Here is an 18,313-nt window from a genome sequence, read left to right on the forward strand (position 1 = left end):
TATCCGCACGGATAGGGTTAAACGTTCCATCGAGAAGGCTTCGGTACTATGCCGAACGACTCGGGGTCGAGCGCGGGGGCGACCCTCGTCCCGGACGTCATCAGGCGGGGGATCGTTCGCAAGTTCGCGACGGTGCTGTTCGTGCTCGTGCTCGCGACCGGGGCCGTCGGCGCGTACACCGTCACCTCGACGACGGCGGACCTCCAGGAGAACGTCAGGGGCGACCTGGAGACGCTGACGGCGTCGGAGGCGGGCGAACTCTCCGAGTGGCTCGGGGAGCGCCGCACGGCGGTTCGGATGATATCGGAGTACCAGGACGTGCGCGAGGGCAACGAGGCGAGACTCGACCAGGTGTTCGTCGCCGAACTCCGCGCGCTCCCGAGCGACGTACACGCCATCCACTACATCGACACAGAGGCGGGGTCGGTGCTCGCCTCAAGCGACTCCGAGGCGGAGGGCGAGTCGCTCTCGAGCGCCTCGCTCGCGTGGGCCCCGACGGCGGTGCCGGCGTCGGCCGACCGGACGGCGACCTCGTCGGTGTACCGGACGAACGACGGCCCGATGATCGGCTTCGTCACCGCCGTCCCCTCCGCGCCCGACCGCGCGGTCGTGCTCGTCGCCGACGTGAGCCACATCGCCGAGGGCTTCGAGACGCCCGTCGAGGGCGGGTTCGTCCGCGTGGTCGACCGCGACGGCGTCGTGGTGATGGCCGACGACGACGAGGCAATCGGGCAGTCGTACCTCGGTTCCGACGGCGAGGAGTTCCAGCGCGCGCTCGACGGCAACGACGTGGTCACCGAGGAGGCGGCGATCGAGGACGCGCTGGCCCGCGACCTCGTCGTCTCGTACGCGCGTATCCCGGGCACGTCGTGGGTGATGGCCGTCCACGTCCCGACCGACGGCGCGTACGCGGTCGCCGACGGCGTCCGTCAGAACATCTTCCTGCTCGTGGCGACTGCGCTCGCCGGGTTCCTGCTGGCGGGGGTGCTGATCGCCAAGCCGACCGGCGACGCCCTCGACGACCTCAGCGATCGGGCCCGGGCGCTCGGCTCGGGCGACCTCGACGTGTCCGTCTCGACGGAGCGGATCGACGAGATCGGAACGCTGTACGGCGCGTTCGGCGACATGCGCGACGACCTCGACGAGCGGATCGAGCAGGCGCGCGCCGAGCGCGAGCGCGCCGACGAGGCGCGGGCGGAGGCGGAGGCGCTGGCCGAGTCGCTCGAGCGGCGCGCCGGCGAGTACGGCGACGCGATGGCGCGGTGTGCCGACGGCGACCTCACGGTCAGACTGGACGAGGACGCCGACGCCGAGGCGCTCGCGGAGATCGCCCGCGCGTTCAACCGGATGGTGGACGACCTCGAGGACACGGTCGGGACCGTCCGCGCGTTCGCCGACGAGGCCGACGACCGCTCGGCGGCCGTCGCCGCCGGCGCGGACCAGATCGAGGACGCCAGCGCCTCGGTCAGCCGCGCGATGACCGACGTGGCGACCGCCAGCGACGAGCAGGCCGACCGGCTGGCGGAGGTCTCCGGCGAGATGGGCGACCTCTCGGCGACCGTCGAGGAGATCGCAGCGACCGCCGCCGACGTCTCCGAGGAGTCGGCGCGTGCGGCCGACCGCGCCGGCGACGCCGGCGACGCCGCCGGGGACGCCCTCGACGCGTTCGCGACCGTCGCGGACCGAACCGAGCGGACGGCCGCCGAGGTCGAGCGCGTCGCCGACGAGACCGAGGAGATCACGGCGGTCGTCGACCTCATCGACGGGATCGCAGAGCAGACCAACATGCTCGCGCTCAACGCCTCGATCGAGGCCGCACGCGCCGGCGAGGAGGGCGACGGGTTCGCCGTCGTCGCCAACGAGGTGAAGTCGCTCGCGGAGGAGACGAGCGACGCGACCGACGAGATCGCCGCCCGGATCGAGACGCTGCGCGAGGCGTCGCGGTCGGCGGCCGACGACATGGACGCCACCGAGGCGGCCGTCGAGGACGGCGTCGCGGTCGTCGAGGACGCCCTCGACGCCGTCGAGACGGTCGACGACAGGATCGCCGACGCCGCCGACGCCGTCGAGTCGATCGACACGGCGACCGACGACCAGGCCGCCACCACCGAGGAGGTCGTCGCCATGGCCGACGAGGTCGCCGACATCGGAGCCGAGACGAGCGACGACATCGACGAGGCGGCCGCCGCCGCCGAGGAGCAGTCGGCGGCCGTCGCCGAGGTGAGCGACTCGGCCGAGACGCTCTCCGAGCGCATCGAGGAACTCCGTGCCGTGGTCAGCGGCTTCGAGGTCGCGGACGACGAGGCGGAGGCGGCGGGCGCGTCTGCGACCGCCGAGGGCGTCCCCGACGCCGCCGACGGCGACACCATCGGCGACGCCGCGAGCGACACGACCGCCGGCGACACCGCCGATGGCGACACGATCGGCGACGACGCGGTCGCGATGGCCGACGGCGACGGCTTCGAGTTCGGCCAGGAGCGCCGGTCCGGCGACGGCTCAGCCGATGTCTCCGCCTCCGGCGACGACTGATCCGCGTCAGTCGGCAGTCGACCGCGTCGTCGACTGATCCCCGACGTGACTGTCCCGCGGGCCGACGCCGCCGACCACTCGGGAGGTTTTTGCGTGGTGCCGCCCCAGGCTCCCCCGTGTCCGATCCCCTCACGACCGGCAGTCAGACGCTGGACGACCTGCTCGGCGGCGGCATCGAGCGGGGCGTCGTCACCCAGTTGTACGGTCCGCCGGCGTCGGGGAAGACGAACCTGGCGTTGACCGCCGCCGCGGAGGTCGCCGTCGACGGCGGCTCCGCGCTCTACATCGACACCGAGGACCTCTCGATGACGCGCTTTCGGGACATCGTGGCGGCTCGAACCGACGAGCCGGTCGCCGAGGTCGCGAGCAGGCTCGTCGTCACGGAGGCGATGAGCTTCGCCGAGCAGGGCGAGGCGGTCCGCGACGCCGAGGAGTTCGCCGACGGCGTCGACCTGGTCGTGCTCGACTCCGCGACCGGCTTCTACCGGCTGGAGCGGACCGAGGACTCCCGCGGCGGCGAGTCCGTCCGCGAGGTCGCCCGCCAGGTCACGCATCTGCTGTCGCTGGCGCGTAAACACGACCTGGCCGTGGTGATCACCAACCAGGTGTTCGCCGACCCGGAGGCGGACCGCAACCGCCCGCTCGGGGGCAACACCCTCGAGCACTGGACGGGCGTCGTCCTCCGCCTGGAGCGGTTTCGCGGCGGCAACCGGCGGGCGACGCTGGAGAAACACCGCTCGGAGCCCGCCGGCGGCTCCGCCCGCTTCCGCATCGGCGACGCCGGCGTCGAGGACGCGACGCCCGAGGAGCCGTAGCCGCGGGGTCGCTCGCGACGCACCGCTCCCGGGTCAGCCGCGACGCGTCGCCCTCGGCTTGGACGCGACGCGTCGATCCGGCTCGGAGCCGCGCGAGGGGCCGTGAGGTTCGATTCGAGCGATTCAAGTAGCCGCCGAGGGTTCCTCTCCGTATGAAAGACCAGAGCGGACGCAGGAAGCGAAAGCGGACGGGCGGCCTCCGGCGACCCTCCAGCACCAAGAAGCGCCACGAACTGGGCCGCGAGCCCGCCGAGACGACCGTCGGCGAGCCCCGGTTCCGCGTCATCGACTCGCGCGGTACGAACGAGAAGACCCGCGCGCTCTCGACGAACGTCGCGCAGGTCGCCACCGGCGAGGAGACCGTCGAGGCCGACATCGAGGACGTCACCGAGAACCCCTCGAACGTGAACTACGTCCGCCGGAACATCATCACGAAGGGCGCGGTCATCGCCACCAGCGAGGGCGAGGCGCGCGTCACGTCGCGACCGGGCCAGACGGGCCAGGTCAACGCCGTCCTCATCGAGGAGTAACGTCGCCGACGCGGCTTCCTTCGCGTTCCTCGCCGTCGACAGCGACCGCTTCTCGAGCCCTCGCTCCGCTCAGCCGCTTCCCGGGAGCGGGCAGAGGCTCGCCGTGAACGCCGCGACCTCGTCGGTCTCGTTTCTCGCCCCGTGCACGTCGCCGCGGTCGTGACGCACGACGCCCGGCGCGGCGACGGCCTCGCGCTCGTCGTCGCGGACGACGGTCACCTCGCCCGCGAGCACGTGGAAGACGTTCGTGCTGTCGGGGTGTTCGTGCGGATCGAGTTCGGCGTCGGGGCCGAGCGCGAACAGCTTCACGAGCACGTCGTCGGTCACGACCAACTCCGCCGTCTCGACCTCGCCCGCTCCGGGGTCGAGGTCGGCGAGCGCCTCCGCGTACACGTCGAGTGCCATATCTGGCCCTCGCGCCGTCGCGGCAAAAGCGATGTGGGCCGCCCGTCCCCGAGCGGCGCGATGTCGTCCCGTTCGAGTCCGTCCCGTCGTCTCCCCTCTCCGGCGGGCCGCGCGGGGGTGTGTCAGTCCCGTGCGGCTCCGGCGGATCGGGCGGATCGTCGTCGGTTCGTCCCGCGTTCCCGGCGCGGGACCGGATGGCGGTGGCCGTCCGTCGCGTGCCTCTCTCCTGGTGCGGGGGCTGTGCCCCCGTCGCGTGTGTCAGTCGCGGCGACCGACCCGCCCGGGCCGTCCGGGCGGGGTGCAGACCGGCGATCCCCGAAGGGATCGACGCGCCCGCGTCGGGTCCCCGCGTCCGTCAGCGGAGATTACCGACCGTTGCCGTTGCCGTTCCCGTTGCCGGGAGCGTCGTCGTCATCGTCGTCATCGTCCTCGTCGTCATCTTCCTCCTCATCGTCATCGTCCTCGTCGTCCTCGGCCTCCGCTTCGTCCTCGTCGTCGGCTTCGGTCTCGTCGTCCTCGTCGTCTGATTCGGTCTCGTCGTCGCCGTCAGGACCGGCGTCCTCGGGCGGACCGCGGCGGTCGTCGTCGCCATCAGGACCGGCGTCCTCGGGCGGACCGCGCCGGTCGTCGTCGCCATCAGGACCGGCGTCCTCGGGCGGACCGCGCCGGTCCTCGGCGTCGTCGTCGCTCTCGTTCCCGTCGTCGTCAGCGGGCGGGCCGGCGTTCTCCGGCGGGCCGGCATCCTCGGGGGCGTTGCCGGCGACCGAGCTGACCGCCTCACCGAGCGACGAGGCGTTCGTCTCGCCCGAGAGGTACGCGTTGATCGCGCTCACGACGGCCTTCGCGTTGTCCGACGCGTCGTCGGGCAGCGAGATCTGGGGGCCGCGGCGGTCGGTCTCGGTCTCGTTCTCGTCAGTCTCGTTCTCGTCGGTCTCGTCGTCGCTCTCGGCCTCGAACTCGGCCTCCTCGACGCTGACCGAGTCGTTCTCGAGTGCGAGCTCGACCTCGCCGGTGACGTTCTCGCCGGTCACGTCGAGCTCGACCTCCTCGGTGTCGGAGGCGTTCACGTCGAACGCGACCGCGCCGTCGGCGTCGGTCGTGCCGAGCGACTCGCCGTCACGGACGACCGACAGCCCCTCGACGCCGCTGCCGTTCGCGGTCACGGTGAGCGTCACAGTCCCGTTCGCGAGCGACGCGTCCGCGTCGTACTCGTCGACTGACGCGTCGCTCGCGGCGATCGTCGACCCGGTTCCCACGCTCGTGGCGGCGGCGCTCACGCCGGCACTCATCATCAGCGCGGCGATGCCGACCGCGAGCAGTTTTCGTGCGTTCATCTCGCTCAAGCCAACGATCGGGTACATAAAGAAGGGAGTTCACGCTGAACGCGAGTTCTCGGGTTTGAAGCGCTATAAACCCGAATTAAGTCCGATTAACAGCTCGATCCGTCCGGCGATCGGTCTCGACGGCGGTCGACCGCGGACGAGGCGGGAGCGACGAGGACGAGCGGGGACGAAGAGGGAGCGACGAGGACGAGCGGGGAGTCGCGGGCGCGTTCGGTCGTCGGCGCGCGCGGTCGGCTACCGGTCGTCGACGAGTTCGTCGGCGACCACGTCCGGCGACAGCAGCGCCGGGTCGACGGCGAGGTCGACCTGACCCCTCGCGTACTCCGGGAGGGAGCCGTCGGCGTACACCACCGCGCGAACGTCGGGGTTGCGCTCCTTGGCGACGGCGACGCTCGTCGCCTCCTCGTGGTCGGTCAGCACGTACAACGCGGCGTCGTCGATGCCGGCGGCCTCCAGGCTGGAGGCGGTGGCCGTCCCCTCGACGCGGGCGACGCGCACGCCGAGCGACTCGAGTTCGTCGCCGAGGGCGTCGTCGTCGGGACCGGCAACGACCGCGGAGCGATCAGTCATTGTCAGATCGAATCGGCTGGCGGGGATAAGCTTCCTGTCTCGCCGGTCTGTCGCGCCGCGCCGACGGGCGGGCGTGGCCGCCCGGGCTACTCGTACTCGATGGTCGCGGGCGGCTTGTGGGTCACGTCGTAGACGACGCGCGCCACGTCGTCGTTCTCGCCGGTGATCCGCGACTGGATGCGCTGGAGCGTCTCCCACGGGAGGTTCTGCGCCCTGGCGGTCATGCCGTCCCGGCTCTCGACCGAGCGCACGGAGACGACCCAGCCGTGGACGCGGTTGTCGCCCTTCACGCCGGTCGCCTTCCCGATGACGGCGGCGAACGCCTGCCACGGGTCGTGCTCGACGACCTCCTCCTCGACGACGTGGTTCGCGTCGCGGGCGACCGCCAGTTTCTCCTCGGTGACCTCGCCGATGATCCGGACGGCGAGCCCCGGACCGGGGAACGGCATGCGCTCGGAGATGACGGCCTCCAGATCGAGCGCGCGGGCGACCTCGCGGACCTCGTCCTTGTAGAGGTCGCGCACCGGTTCGACGATGCCGTCGAAGTCGACGGCGTCGGGGAGCCCGCCGACGTTGTGGTGGGACTTGATGTTCCCCTCGCTCTCGATGCGGTCGGGGTAGATGGTCCCCTGGACGAGGTATCGGGCGTCCGTCTCCCTGGCCTCGCGCTCGAACTCGCGGATGAACTGTTCGCCGATGGCGTGGCGCTTCTCCTCGGGGTCGGTCACGCCCGCGAGCGCCTCGAGGAATCGGTCCGTGGCGTCGACGACCTCCAGCGACTCCATGAACGAGAACGTCTCCCGGATCTGGTCGGTCTCGCCCTTGCGCATCAGCCCGGTGTCGACGTAGACGGGGGTGAGCTGTTCGCCGATGGCGCGGTAGGCGAGCGCCGCCGCGACCGACGAGTCGACGCCGCCCGAGAGGGCGATGATCGCGTTCGCGTCGCCGACGGCCTCGCTGATCTCGGCGGTCGCCTCGTCGATGAACTCCTCGACGTTCACCATCAGGCGGTCACCTCCTCGTCGGCGACGGCGTCGCGGTCGTCCGCGGACTCCTCGTTGCCGTAGGGGTCGGTCTCGTCGAGCACGGCATCGAGCAGGCCAACGAACGGCGGCGACGCGCGGTCGGGGCGCGAGCGGAACTCGGGGTGGAACTGCGTGCCGACGAAGTACGGGTGGTCGTCGCGCTCGAGTATCTCCATGCGCGGTCCCGCGCGCCCGGAGAACACGAGTCCGTCGGTCTGTAACTCCTCGATGTAGTTCGGGTTCACCTCGTAGCGGTGGCGGTGGCGCTCCGTACAGGACGTGTCGTCGTAGATCCGCTCGGCGAGCGTCTCCGGTTCGATCTCCGTCTCGTGGGCCCCGAGCCGCATCGTGCCGCCCATGTCCTCCTCGTCGTGCTGGTCGGGGAGCAGGTCGATGACGGGGTACGGCGTCTCCGGTTCGAACTCCGTCGAGTCGGCGTCATCCCATCCGAGGACGTTTCGCGCGTGGTCGACGACGGCCATCTGGAAGCCCAGACACAGCCCGAGGAAGGGGACGTCGTGCTCGCGGGCGTACCGGACGGCCTCCACCTTCCCCTCGGTTCCTCGGGAGCCGAAGCCGCCGGGGACGACGACGCCGTCGGCGGACTCGAGTCGCTCGCGGTGGTCGCCGTCGGCCTCGTCGGCGTCGACCCAGACCACGTTCACGTCGACGCCGTGCTCCAGTCCGGCGTGTTTCAGCGCCTCGTGGACGCTCATGTACGCGTCCTCCAGATCGTACTTGCCGACGAGCGCGACGTCGACCTCGCCGGTGCGCTCGCGGGTGACGAGGTCGCGCCAGGTGTTCTCGCGCTCGGCCTCGGGAAGCGCCTCCGCCGTCAGGCCGAGTCGCTCCATCACGTACTCGTCGAGGCCCTCCTCCTCGACGGTGAGCGGGACGTGGTACACGTCCTCCACGTCCGGATTCGAGAACACGGCCTCCGTGGGCACGTCGCAAAAGAGCGCGATTTTCTCCTTCGTTGACTCGTCCAGTTCGTCGTCACAGCGACCCACTAGGATGTCCGGCTGCAGACCGATCGAGCGCAGTTCCTTCACGGAGTGCTGGGTGGGCTTCGTCTTCTGTTCGCCGTTCTTCGAGTAGGGGACGAGCGTGACGTGCGTGAAGAGGATGTCCTCGTCGTCCTCCTCGTGAGCGAACTGCCGAAGTGCCTCGAGGTACGGCATCCCCTCGATGTCGCCGACGGTGCCGCCGATCTCGACGAGACACACGTCGCTCCCCTCGGCGGCCTCGCGGATGCGGCGCTTGATGTCGTCGGTGACGTGCGGGATGACCTGGACGGTCTTCCCGAGGTAGTCGCCGGCGCGCTCCTTCTCGATGACGTGCTGGTACGTCTTGCCCGTCGTGACGTTGTGGTCGGAGGTCATGTCGACCCCGAGGAACCGCTCGTAGTTGCCCAGGTCGAGGTCGACCTCCCCGCCGTCCTTCAGGACGTACACCTCCCCGTGCTGGTAGGGGTTCATCGTCCCCGCGTCGACGTTCAGGTACGGATCGATCTTGACCGCGGTCACGTCGAACCCCGCGTTGGCGAGCAGGCGGCCCGTCGACGCGGCGGTGATCCCCTTCCCCAGGCCGGACATCACCCCGCCCGTGACGAAAATGAACTTGCGACCCAGCGATGGGTCGTACCCCGTCTGTTCGGTCGGCATACTGACCGTGCGGCAGGGTCGTGGAAGAACGTTTCGGAGCCGCCACCGACCCGACCCCCGACCCGTCGCCCTCCGGCGATCGCCTCGACTCCGTCCGCCCGACGACCGTCGCGGTCGCGTCGTCGCGGTCGACTATCGCCGGACCGTCGCGGTCGCCGTCGTCCGTCGCGGTCGCCGTCGTCCGTCGCGGTCGCCGCCGACCGGGCGTTCCCCTTCCGACGACGACCGGAACAGTTCGCCCGCCGGCGTCCGCACCTTTAGGTTCCGCCCGCTCCTTTCGAAGGTATGCGCGTAGTCGTGGCCGGCGGTACCGGCTTCATCGGGACGCACCTGTGTACGGAACTCGACCAGCGCGGGCACGACGTGGTCGCGCTCGCGCGGGACCCCTCCGGCGCGGGGCTCCCGGACGGCGTCGTGACGAAGCGGGGCGACGTGACCGATCGCGACACGCTGACGGGACCCGTCGCGGACGCCGACGCGGTCGTGAACCTCGTCGCGCTGTCGCCGCTGTTCAAGCCCGACGGCGGCGACGAGATGCACGGACGGATCCACCGGGGCGGCACCGAGAACCTCGTCGCCGTCGCCGAGGAGGCCGGCGTGGACCGATTCGTTCAGATGTCCGCGCTCGGCGCGGACCCGAACGGGACGACCCACTACATCCGCTCGAAGGGGCGCGCCGAGGAGATCGTCCGCGACGCCGACCCCGACCACGTGATCGTCCGACCATCGGTCGTCTTCGGCGACGGCGGGGAGTTCGTCCACTTCACGAAGCGCCTGAAGGAGATATTCGCGCCCGGCGTTCCGGTCTACCCGCTCCCGGGCGGGGGACGAAACCGGTTCCAGCCGATCTGGGTCGGCGACCTCGTGCCGATGCTGGCCGACTGCGTCGACGGGGCCGAACACGCCGGCGAGACGTACGAGTTCGGCGGCCCCGACGTGCTCTCGCTCCGAGAGATCTCCGAGCTGGTGTTCGAGGCCGACGGGGAGTCGATCACCGTCGTCCCCCTCCCGATGCCGCTCGCGAAGGTCGGCCTGACCGTGCTCGGGTCGGTGGGGTTCCCGATGGGCCGGGACCAGTATCGCTCCCTGCAGTTCGACAACGTCGTCTCCGGGAACGACGTGACCGCCTTCGGCGTCACCGAGGCGGACCTGCGGACGTTCGAGGAGTACCTCGGCCTCGCGACCGCCGACGACGGGGCGGAGACGGCGGCCACGGCGTAGACCGCTATCCGTTCCCCGTGGGATCGGGTGTACTCGGGGACCGGCTGCGACGCCCTCGACGATCGCGCGCCAGCCGACGGATCGGCCCGATCGACGGTGATCCGACGGGGATCACACCCCACCCGACGGAAGGTATAAATGTGTCATACGCTGCGGACACGCACCGAACTGTCGCTGAATCGGGGACAGAACTACCCCGGCGCTTTCGTGCGGTTTTGACGGATGTGACTCCGTCTCACCGTCTCGAGTTTGATAGGTGCATCACAAGGCTTTTCGTCGTCCTCCGATTGACTCACGCCCAATGAGGAGGGGAGACGCATGAAACTGGCACTCATCGGATTCGGGCAGGCGGGGGGGAAGATCGTGGACAAGTTCGTCCAGTACGACCAGCGCACGGGAAGCGACATCGTGCGAGCGGCCGTCGCGGTCAACACGGCCAAGGCGGACCTCATGGGACTCGAGGAGATCCCGCAGGACCAGCGCGTCCTCATCGGGCAGTCCCGGGTCAAGGGCCACGGGGTCGGCGCGGACAACGAACTCGGCGCGGAGATCGCCGAGGAGGACATCGACGAGGTGCAGGGCGCGATCGACTCGATCCCGGTCCACGAGGTCGACGCGTTCCTGGTCGTCGCCGGGCTGGGGGGCGGCACGGGCTCCGGCGGCGCGCCGGTGCTCGCGAAGCACCTCAAGCGCATCTACACCGAGCCCGTCTACGGGCTCGGCGTCCTGCCCGGATCCGACGAAGGAGGGATCTACACGCTCAACGCGGCGCGCTCGTTCCAGACGTTCGTCCGCGAGGTGGACAACCTCATGGTGTTCGACAACGACGCGTGGCGCAAGACCGGGGAGTCCGTCTCCGGCGGCTACGACGAGATCAACGAGGAGATCGTCAAGCGGTTCGGCATCCTCTTCGGCGCGGGCGAGGTCGAACAGGGCCAGGAAGTCGCCGAGTCGGTCGTCGACTCCTCGGAGATCATCAACACGCTCTCTGGCGGCGGCGTCTCCACGGTCGGCTACGCCAGCGAGGAGGTCGAGGAGGCCGCCGGCGGCGGCGGGCTGCTCTCGCGGCTCACCGGCGACGACGGCGACGAGGACCTCGACACCGCCCACACCACCAACCGGATCACCTCGCTCGTGCGCAAGGCGGCGCTGGGTCGACTCACCCTCCCGTGTGAGATCGAGGGCACCGAGCGCGCCCTGCTCGTGATGGCGGGGCCGCCGCAGCACCTCAATCGAAAGGGCATCGAACGCGGTCGCAAGTGGCTCGAGGAGCAGACCGGGTCGATGGAGGTCCGCGGCGGCGACTACCCCGTCAAGGGGTCCGGCTTCGTCGCGAGCGTCATCCTGTTGTCGGGCGTGACGAACGTCCCGCGGATCAAGGAGCTCCAGCAGGTCGCCATCGAGGCCCAGGAGAACATCGACGACATCCGGCAGGAGAGCGAGGACAACCTCGACACACTCATCAGCGATGACGAGGACGAGCTTGAGTCGCTGTTCTAAGCTCACCGCGGTCCTCGTCGTCTGTGCCCTCCTGATCGCCGCGGTCGCGCCGGCGGCAGCCGTCTCGGTCCAACAGACCGACGTGCCAGAGGAGGGCGAGGTCGACTCGCAGGTGACCGCGACCGTGACGCTGACGCAGCTGTACGACACCTACGAGACGTGGCAGATCGCCGGCCAGACCGCGCTGCAGGACGTGACGTGGACCGTGACGTTCCTGAACCAGGCGGGCAACCAGGTGCGCCAGGAATCGTACGACGGGCAGAACTTCTCCGGGGCGACCGTCGACATCGACGAGGGCACCTCGGAAGTGCGCGTCCGCGTGACGGGGACGGTGCCGGCCGTCGAGGCGTACAGCTACGACCCGCAGCAGTCGTTCCAGTTGTACGCGCTGGATCAGACCCGCGAGGGCGGCAGCTCGAACGAACTGGCGAACGTCTCGGCGACCCACTACACCGCCGACAGCCGGGAGGCCCGTGAGGCGATGGAGTCCGCACGCGAGGCCATCGACGCCGCGGGCAACCCCGACACCGCCGAGGAGTCGTTCGCCAGCGCCGTCGACGCCTACGAGGCCGGCAACTTCGACAACGCCGCCTCGCTGGCCGAGCGCGCCGAGACCGAGGCCAACCAGGCCGAAAGCAGCCAACAGCGCAATCAGCTGATCCTCTACGGCGTCGCCGGGCTGGTCGTGCTCGCGCTCGTCGCCGGCGGCGTCGTGCTGTTCCTGCGGAGCCGCGGCGACGGCTACGACAAGCTCGGCTGACCCGGGCGGACTTCCCCTCCCCGTGTCCCGTCCCGTCGACGCGCTCGTTCCGTTCGCCCCCGACCGCCCGAAGACGCGGCTGTCGGAGACGCTCTCGCCCGCCGAGCGACGCGAGTTCGCCGAGGCGATGCTCTCGGACGTGCTCGCGGCGTTGCGGGCGGCGGAGTTCCGGCCGCGACTGCTCGCCACCGAGGCGACCGGCCGCGACGTGCCCGAGACGGTCGACGACCGGCCGCTGACCGAGGCGGTGAACGCCGCGTTCGACGCGCACGACCCAGGTCCGGAGTCGCCGCTGGCGGTGGTGATGGCGGACCTGGCGCTCGCGACGCCCCGGGCACTCGCACGCCTGCACGGTCGCGACGGCATCGGCGGCGACGGTGCCGACACCAGCGAGGGCGTCGCCGACGTGACGATCGCCCCGGGTCGCGGCGGCGGCACGAACGCGCTGCTCGTCCGACATCCGGCGTTCCGTGTCGACTACCACGGCGCGTCGTCGCTCGATCACCTCCGGGCGGCTCGCGACGTCGGCGCGACCGTTCGCGAGGTCGACTCCCGGCGGCTCGCGACCGATATCGACGAGCGCGAGGACCTGGCGGAGGTACTGCTCTCGGGCGACGGTGCCGCCCGCGACTGGCTGGTCGCGGCGGGATTTCGCCTGGATACGGGTGACGGACGCGTGTCGGTCGTGCGGGAGGGGGACGGGTAGTGGAAGCCGACGGCGGATCCGTCCGTTCGCCCCCGACACCGTTAGGCAGTCCGTGCGGACATCCCGGCGTTCAACCGGTAAAAGAGGCGTCCCACGTCCAACAGGATCGCCGCGCCGACAACGACTGTGAGAGACGACGGCGGGTCCGTCACGCTCGCGAGCGCCCCGACCGCGAGGACGGCGATCCCGACGCGGAGGACCGTGTTCCCGGCCATCTCCCCGACGACGTCGTCGGGAAGCGGCGAGGTCGACTCGTCGTAACCGGCCAGCAACCACGTCCATCCCGCGAACCTGATGAGCGCTCCCAGGAGCGTGACGACCGCACCGCTCGCGAGCCACTCGACGGCGAGTGAACCGGCGGAGGGCATACCTGAGAACTCACACCGGCAGGGAGTAATTATTTTCGGGAATCACCCCTCTCGCGAGCGACCCGTGCGAACTCGCACGGTTCCGTCCGCCCGCGCGGAACCGAGCGCACTCGGAGATTACGGGGCCTCGATAGATGGAGTCGACAACGGGGAGATCGGTCCCCTACTCGCCGTCGCGTTCGAGACTCGCAACCATCGCCTTCGCGGCGCTCAGTTCGTCCTCGTTGACGCCGTGGCCCATCCCCTCGTAGATGCGTTCGTCCACGTCCGCGCCCAGTTCCTCCAGCACTTCGGTCGTCTCCTCGACTCGCTCCAGCGGGATGTGCGGGTCCACGTCCGAGCAGCCGAGGAAGGCGGGCGTGCCGTCGAGGTCGCCGTCGTACTCGCGGGGAGTTCCCTCGGGGCCGATGAGGCCGCCGGAGAAGCCCACGAGACCCCCGAAGCGGGCGGCGTTGCGCGCGACCCACTCCGAGGAGAGACACGCCCCCTGCGAGAAGCCGAGCAGGAGCACGTTCTCGCGGCCGACGGCGTCGGCGGCCTCGCCCGCGACGCTCCCGACGAACGCGAGTGCGGAGTCGAGGTGCGGCTGGTTCTTCGGCATCGGCTCCATGAACGAGTGGGGGTACCAGGTGTTGCGGGCGGCCGAGGGCGCGAGGTACGCCACGTCGTCGGCCTCGAACTCCCCGGCCATCCCGAGGATGCTGTGTGCGGTCGCGCCGCGGCCGTGGACCATCACGACCGCCGCGGTCGCGTCGTCGAGATCAGCGCCGGCGTGGCGGACGGGCTGGCCGGCGTGGGGGCCCTCGAGCGTCGAGGTGTCGATGTCGGTCACGGTCGGTCGGTCGTGCGGCGACGGGGTATCGGTTGTGGTGGCGGAAGTCGCGCTCGCGGGTCGAGCCGTGGCCGTCGGGGACGGCGTGGCGTTCGGCCAGCGCGGAACTCCGGTCCGCGTCTACCGATCCCCGAGTCCCTCCCCGCGACCGACTCGTTTTTGCCCCTCGGTCGGCGACCTCCGGCCGTGTTCCCGGGCGCGGACGAGTACGACATCGACGTGACGGTCGCGGATGCGGACGTGGAGCGCCTGCTGTCAGTCGGCCCCGAGGACGTCTCCGCCGCGTCCGAGTTGACGTTCGCCCGGAACGTGTTCGTCCCGTTGACGACCGCCTGCCGGTACACCTGCACGTACTGCACCTACTACGACGTGCCCGGCGAGGCGAGCCTCCTGTCGCCCGAGGAGGTACGCGATCGATGTCGCGTCGGCGCGGACGCCGGCTGTACCGAGGCGCTGTTCACGTTCGGCGACAAGCCGGACTCGCGCTACACCGCGATCCACGACCAACTCGCCGAGTGGGGATTCGACTCGATCGTCGACTACAACGAGCGCGCCTGCGAGATCGCCCTGGAGGAGGGCCTGCTCCCGCACTCGAACCCCGGCGACCTCACCGAACCGGAGTTTCGCCGCCTCCGCGACGTGAACGCCTCGATGGGCGTGATGCTGGAGACGACCGCGGACGTGGACGCCCACGCCGGGAGCAGGCGGAAGACGCCCGGCCAGCGGCTCGACACGATTCGCGCCGCGGGGGAAGCCCGGGTGCCGTTCACGACCGGGATCCTCGTCGGCATCGGCGAGGGGTGGTCGGACAGGGCCGAGTCGCTGCTCGCGATCCGCGACCTGCACGAGCGCTATGGCCACGTGCAGGAGGTGATCGTCCAGCCGGTGACGCCCAACGAGCGCTCGGACTTCCCGGGGCCCTCGGCGGCGACGATGCGGCGGGTGACGGCGATGGCGCGGGCCGCGTTGCCGCCGGAGGTGTCGGTGCAGTCGCCGCCGAACCTCGCGCCGGTGAGCGACCTGCTCGACTGTGGCGTCGACGACCTCGGCGGCGTCTCTCCGGTGACGGACGACTACATCAACCCGGAGTACGCGTGGCCCGCCCTCGACGAACTCAGCGAGATCGCCGACTCCGGCGGCGTTCCGCTGCACGAACGGCTCCCGACCCACGACCGCTTCCTGCCGGAGGAGCACCGGCGCGCCGGATTCGACGGCGACCCCGCTCCGGGAAGCTGGCTCCACGGGCAGATCCCCGCGGCGCTCGCCGACGAGAGCGTTCACGGGGAGCGCTTCCGCGGCGTCGCCCGTCGCGACGCGCCGCTGTCGGTGTGACTCGCGTCGGACGCGACGCCAGCAGTTTCTTGCCGCCAACCGTCCAACGCGGAGTCGACACAATGGATCCTGTCGCGTTGCAGACGACGATCGGCGGACTGACGGAGACCCTCTCGGGGTACCTGACGAACGTGCTCGGCTTCGTGGTCGGCTTCGTCCTCACCTACCTGATCGGGAAGCTCGTGCTCGTGCCGCTCGTCCGACGGGTGCTCAAGCGCCGGGGCTTCGACCGCACGGTGTTGAGCCTCGGGGACAGCGTGCTGGGCGCGCTCGTGGTCGTGCTCGCGATATCGATCGGGTTCATGGCGGCCGGCTTCCCGCGGTTCCTGACCGCGGCGGCGACGCTGGGCGGCGCGTTCGCGCTGGCGATCGGCTTCGCCGCGCAGGACCTCATCGGTAACTTCGTCGCCGGCGTGTTCATCATCAAGGACAAGCCGTTCGAGGTGGGCGACTGGATCGAGTGGGACGGCAACGCGGGGCGCGTCGAGGACATCGACCTGCGCGTCTCCCGCGTCCGAACCTTCGACAACGAGCGCATCACGGTCCCGAACGGGGATCTCGCGAACAACGCGATCACCAACCCCGTCGCCTACGACACGCTCCGCCAGAAGTTCGTCTTCGGCATCGGCTACGACGACGACATCGACCACGCGACCGACTGCGTCATCGAGGAGGCCGAGGCGATCGACGAGATCCTCGACGACCCTGCGCCCTCTGTGCGCGTCACCGAGTTGGGCGACTCGGCGGTCGGGCTCCAGAGCCGATTCTGGATCGACGACCCCGACCGCGGCGACTTTGTCCGCGTGCGCTCGGAGTACGTCCAGGCGGTGAAGGAGCGCTTCGACGAGGAGGGCATCGACATGCCGTACGTCTACCGCCAGCTCACCGGCGAGGTGGAGGTGCTGGAGTCGGTCGCCGACGAGGCGTAGCGACGGACCGACGGCTTTGCGGCCGCCGGCGCGGCCTCGGAGGGGTGCGTCGTCGCCGCCCATCGCGTCCCCGCCGGGTGGCACCGCTCGCAAGACACATATCCCGTGACGGGTACTGATAGGGTAGTGACTCTTCGCGACCGCGTCCGGACGGCCCTCGACAGCGCCTACGAGCGTCTGCTCCGGCGCGAGATCGGCGACGGCCCCGACCACGTCGCGATCATCCAGGACGGCAACCGTCGGTACGCGCGCCGAAACGGCGAGGACGCCCCGGACGGGCATCGCGCCGGGGCGGACACGACCGAGCGCGTGCTCGACTGGTGTGCGGATCTGGGCGTCGAGGAGCTGACGCTGTACGCCTTCTCGACGGAGAACTTCGACCGTCCCGACGAGGAACTGAAGCCGCTGTTCGACCTCCTCGAGGACAAACTCCGCGAGTTCGCCGACGCCGACCGCGTCCACGAGCAGGGCGTGTGTATCCGCGCGCTCGGCGAGGTCGACCGCCTCCCCGAGCGCGTCCGCGACGCGGTCGCGTACGCGGAGGACCGCACCGCCGAGTACGACGCGTTCACCCTCAACATCGCGCTTGCGTACGGCGGGCGCAACGAACTGCTCGGGGCGGTCCGGGAAGTCGCCAGCGACGTGGCCGACGGCGACCTCGCGGCCGACGAGGTGGGGGTCGCGGAGGTGGAGTCCAGGCTCTACCGCCGCCCCGTCCGCGACGTGGACCTCATCATCAGGACGGGGGGCGACGAGCGCACCTCGAACTTCCTCCCGTGGCACGCCAACGGCAACGAGGCGGCGGCGTACTTCTGTTCGCCCTACTGGCCGGAGTTCTCGAAGGTCGACTTCCTGCGGTCGATCCGAACCTACGAGGCCCGCGAGGAGTCGTGGCGTCGCGCCCGCGCGAGGCGGGCGGCGGCGCTGGTGCGCGCGCTGGCGGAGGTCGAGTTAGACGAGGCGCGGGCGGTCGCCGCGCGGTTGCGCGAGCGACTGCCCGGCGACGCCGACGCGGTCGACGAGGCGCTGGAGGTCGAGGCGGCGGGGGGCGGGGAGACCGCGGGCGAGACGGCCGACTGAGTCGCTCGCGGTGGGACCCGACGGCGACCGCTCACCGTCCGAACCGCCGCTGGCGGTTCTGGTAGTCCAACACCGCCCGGAGGTAGTCGCGCTTGCGGAAGTCGCGCCAGTTCACGTCCGTGAAGTACAGCTCCGAGTAGACGGACTGCCAGATGAGGAAATCCGAGAGGCGCTCCGCGCCGGTCTTGATCACGAGGTCCGGCTCCTCGGGGAATATCAGCCGCTCCTCGATGTCCGCCTCCGCGATGTCGTCGGGATCGAGGTCGCCGGCGTCGACCGCCGCGGCGACCTCGCGGACCGCCCGGGCGAACTCCCGCTTGCCGCCGAGGCCGATGTTCACCCGGACGGGCGCGTCGGCCGGTTCGGTGTCGTCGGGCGTGCGCACAGCGATCCGTCGGGGAGCGTCGACGTCCGCGAGTTCGCGCGCGAGCGTGTCGACGACCGCCTCGTCGAGCACGGAGACGGAGACCGTGACGCGGTCGGCCCCGAACTCGAACGCCCACCCGAGAAACGACTCCAGCGTGCCGTATGCGCCCTGCTCGAGCAGGTCGCGCTCGGCGATGACGAGCGCGACGTGTTCTGGCGCGTCGCCCTCGTTCAGCCGGTGGCGAACGCCGAGGTACGCGTCGTACAGTCCCACGTGTCGAGGCGGTGTGCGGTCGCGGGTCAAAGCGTTACCGTTCGCGGGCCGCGCCGGCGACGCC

18 protein-coding genes are annotated in these 18,313 nt (G+C 70.6%); 10 read left to right on the forward strand and 8 right to left on the reverse strand.

The annotated features are described in order from the left end of the window. Nucleotides 1-48: 48 nt before the first annotated feature. The 3 genes from Hbl1158_RS13070 (at nucleotide 49) to Hbl1158_RS13080 (ending at nucleotide 3,874) form a co-directional block, all read left to right on the forward strand. Nucleotides 49-2,529, forward strand: coding sequence for a methyl-accepting chemotaxis protein (locus Hbl1158_RS13070; RefSeq protein WP_234297691.1), 2,481 nt, complete (start codon nucleotides 49-51; stop codon nucleotides 2,527-2,529). 116 nt (nucleotides 2,530-2,645) lie between these two features. After that, nucleotides 2,646-3,344 carry a DNA repair and recombination protein RadB gene (gene radB, locus Hbl1158_RS13075; RefSeq protein ID WP_234297692.1) on the forward strand — a complete coding sequence of 233 codons (699 nt, stop codon included), beginning with the start codon at nucleotides 2,646-2,648 and terminating at the stop codon, nucleotides 3,342-3,344. 152 nt (nucleotides 3,345-3,496) lie between these two features. Beyond that, nucleotides 3,497-3,874: a 30S ribosomal protein S8e gene (locus tag Hbl1158_RS13080; RefSeq protein ID WP_234297693.1), complete on the forward strand. Its 378-nt coding sequence runs from the start codon at nucleotides 3,497-3,499 to the stop codon at nucleotides 3,872-3,874. 69 nt (nucleotides 3,875-3,943) lie between these two features. Here the strand turns inward: Hbl1158_RS13080 and Hbl1158_RS13085 are convergent, their stop codons facing one another. The 5 genes from Hbl1158_RS13085 to Hbl1158_RS13105 form a co-directional block, all read right to left on the reverse strand. Then, nucleotides 3,944-4,279, reverse strand: a complete 336-nt coding sequence (locus tag Hbl1158_RS13085; protein ID WP_234297694.1) for a cupin domain-containing protein — start codon at nucleotides 4,277-4,279, stop codon at nucleotides 3,944-3,946. A 365-nt stretch (nucleotides 4,280-4,644) separates the two neighbouring features. After that, on the reverse strand, nucleotides 4,645-5,613 hold the full coding sequence (locus Hbl1158_RS13090) for a hypothetical protein (RefSeq protein ID WP_234297695.1): 969 nt from the start codon (nucleotides 5,611-5,613) through the stop codon (nucleotides 4,645-4,647). A 243-nt stretch (nucleotides 5,614-5,856) separates the two neighbouring features. Continuing rightward, a complete protein-coding gene (locus Hbl1158_RS13095) occupies nucleotides 5,857-6,192 on the reverse strand; it encodes a CTP synthetase (protein ID WP_234297696.1) in 336 nt (111 codons plus the stop codon). 86 nt (nucleotides 6,193-6,278) lie between these two features. After that, the gene (guaA, locus tag Hbl1158_RS13100) at nucleotides 6,279-7,196 is read right to left on the reverse strand and encodes a glutamine-hydrolyzing GMP synthase (RefSeq protein ID WP_234297697.1); all 918 of its coding nucleotides are present in this window, start codon (nucleotides 7,194-7,196) and stop codon (nucleotides 6,279-6,281) included. Further along, on the reverse strand, nucleotides 7,196-8,881 hold the full coding sequence (locus Hbl1158_RS13105) for a CTP synthase (RefSeq protein ID WP_234297698.1): 1,686 nt from the start codon (nucleotides 8,879-8,881) through the stop codon (nucleotides 7,196-7,198). Before Hbl1158_RS13105 ends, guaA begins: the two co-directional genes overlap by 1 nt. A gap of 285 nt (nucleotides 8,882-9,166) precedes the next feature. Here Hbl1158_RS13105 and Hbl1158_RS13110 point away from each other — a divergent pair, with 285 nt between their 5' ends. From Hbl1158_RS13110 to cofC, 4 genes are all read left to right on the forward strand, one after another. Beyond that, nucleotides 9,167-10,102, forward strand: coding sequence for a complex I NDUFA9 subunit family protein (locus tag Hbl1158_RS13110; RefSeq protein ID WP_234297699.1), 936 nt, complete (start codon nucleotides 9,167-9,169; stop codon nucleotides 10,100-10,102). Nucleotides 10,103-10,420: 318 nt separating this feature from the next. Next, entirely contained in the window at nucleotides 10,421-11,602 is a 1,182-nt protein-coding gene (locus tag Hbl1158_RS13115) for a tubulin/FtsZ family protein (protein WP_234297700.1), read from the forward strand. After that, on the forward strand, nucleotides 11,571-12,362 hold the full coding sequence (locus tag Hbl1158_RS13120) for a hypothetical protein (RefSeq protein WP_234297701.1): 792 nt from the start codon (nucleotides 11,571-11,573) through the stop codon (nucleotides 12,360-12,362). Before Hbl1158_RS13115 ends, Hbl1158_RS13120 begins: the two co-directional genes overlap by 32 nt. A gap of 22 nt (nucleotides 12,363-12,384) precedes the next feature. Beyond that, nucleotides 12,385-13,068 (forward strand): 2-phospho-L-lactate guanylyltransferase, encoded by a 684-nt coding sequence (gene cofC, locus Hbl1158_RS13125; protein ID WP_234297702.1) that lies wholly within the window; start codon nucleotides 12,385-12,387, stop codon nucleotides 13,066-13,068. A gap of 41 nt (nucleotides 13,069-13,109) precedes the next feature. Here the strand turns inward: cofC and Hbl1158_RS13130 are convergent, their stop codons facing one another. Next, nucleotides 13,110-13,436, reverse strand: a complete 327-nt coding sequence (locus Hbl1158_RS13130; protein WP_234297703.1) for a hypothetical protein — start codon at nucleotides 13,434-13,436, stop codon at nucleotides 13,110-13,112. Between the two features lie 163 nt (nucleotides 13,437-13,599). Beyond that, the gene (locus Hbl1158_RS13135) at nucleotides 13,600-14,268 is read right to left on the reverse strand and encodes a dienelactone hydrolase family protein (protein WP_234297704.1); all 669 of its coding nucleotides are present in this window, start codon (nucleotides 14,266-14,268) and stop codon (nucleotides 13,600-13,602) included. 186 nt (nucleotides 14,269-14,454) lie between these two features. On the opposite strand from Hbl1158_RS13135, the gene cofG reads away from it, so the two are divergent. From cofG to uppS, 3 genes are all read left to right on the forward strand, one after another. After that, nucleotides 14,455-15,600 carry a 7,8-didemethyl-8-hydroxy-5-deazariboflavin synthase subunit CofG gene (gene cofG / locus Hbl1158_RS13140; protein ID WP_234297705.1) on the forward strand — a complete coding sequence of 382 codons (1,146 nt, stop codon included), beginning with the start codon at nucleotides 14,455-14,457 and terminating at the stop codon, nucleotides 15,598-15,600. Between the two features lie 62 nt (nucleotides 15,601-15,662). Next, on the forward strand, nucleotides 15,663-16,529 hold the full coding sequence (locus Hbl1158_RS13145; RefSeq protein ID WP_234297706.1) for a mechanosensitive ion channel family protein: 867 nt from the start codon (nucleotides 15,663-15,665) through the stop codon (nucleotides 16,527-16,529). Nucleotides 16,530-16,655: 126 nt separating this feature from the next. Continuing rightward, the gene (uppS, locus tag Hbl1158_RS13150; protein ID WP_234297707.1) at nucleotides 16,656-17,609 is read left to right on the forward strand and encodes a polyprenyl diphosphate synthase; all 954 of its coding nucleotides are present in this window, start codon (nucleotides 16,656-16,658) and stop codon (nucleotides 17,607-17,609) included. Nucleotides 17,610-17,640: 31 nt separating this feature from the next. Here the strand turns inward: uppS and Hbl1158_RS13155 are convergent, their stop codons facing one another. Continuing rightward, the gene (locus Hbl1158_RS13155; protein ID WP_234297708.1) at nucleotides 17,641-18,249 is read right to left on the reverse strand and encodes an undecaprenyl diphosphate synthase family protein; all 609 of its coding nucleotides are present in this window, start codon (nucleotides 18,247-18,249) and stop codon (nucleotides 17,641-17,643) included. Between the last annotated feature and the right edge of the window lie 64 nt (nucleotides 18,250-18,313).

The organism is Halobaculum sp. CBA1158, from assembly GCF_021431925.1.
GTDB lineage: Archaea > Halobacteriota > Halobacteria > Halobacteriales > Haloferacaceae > Halobaculum.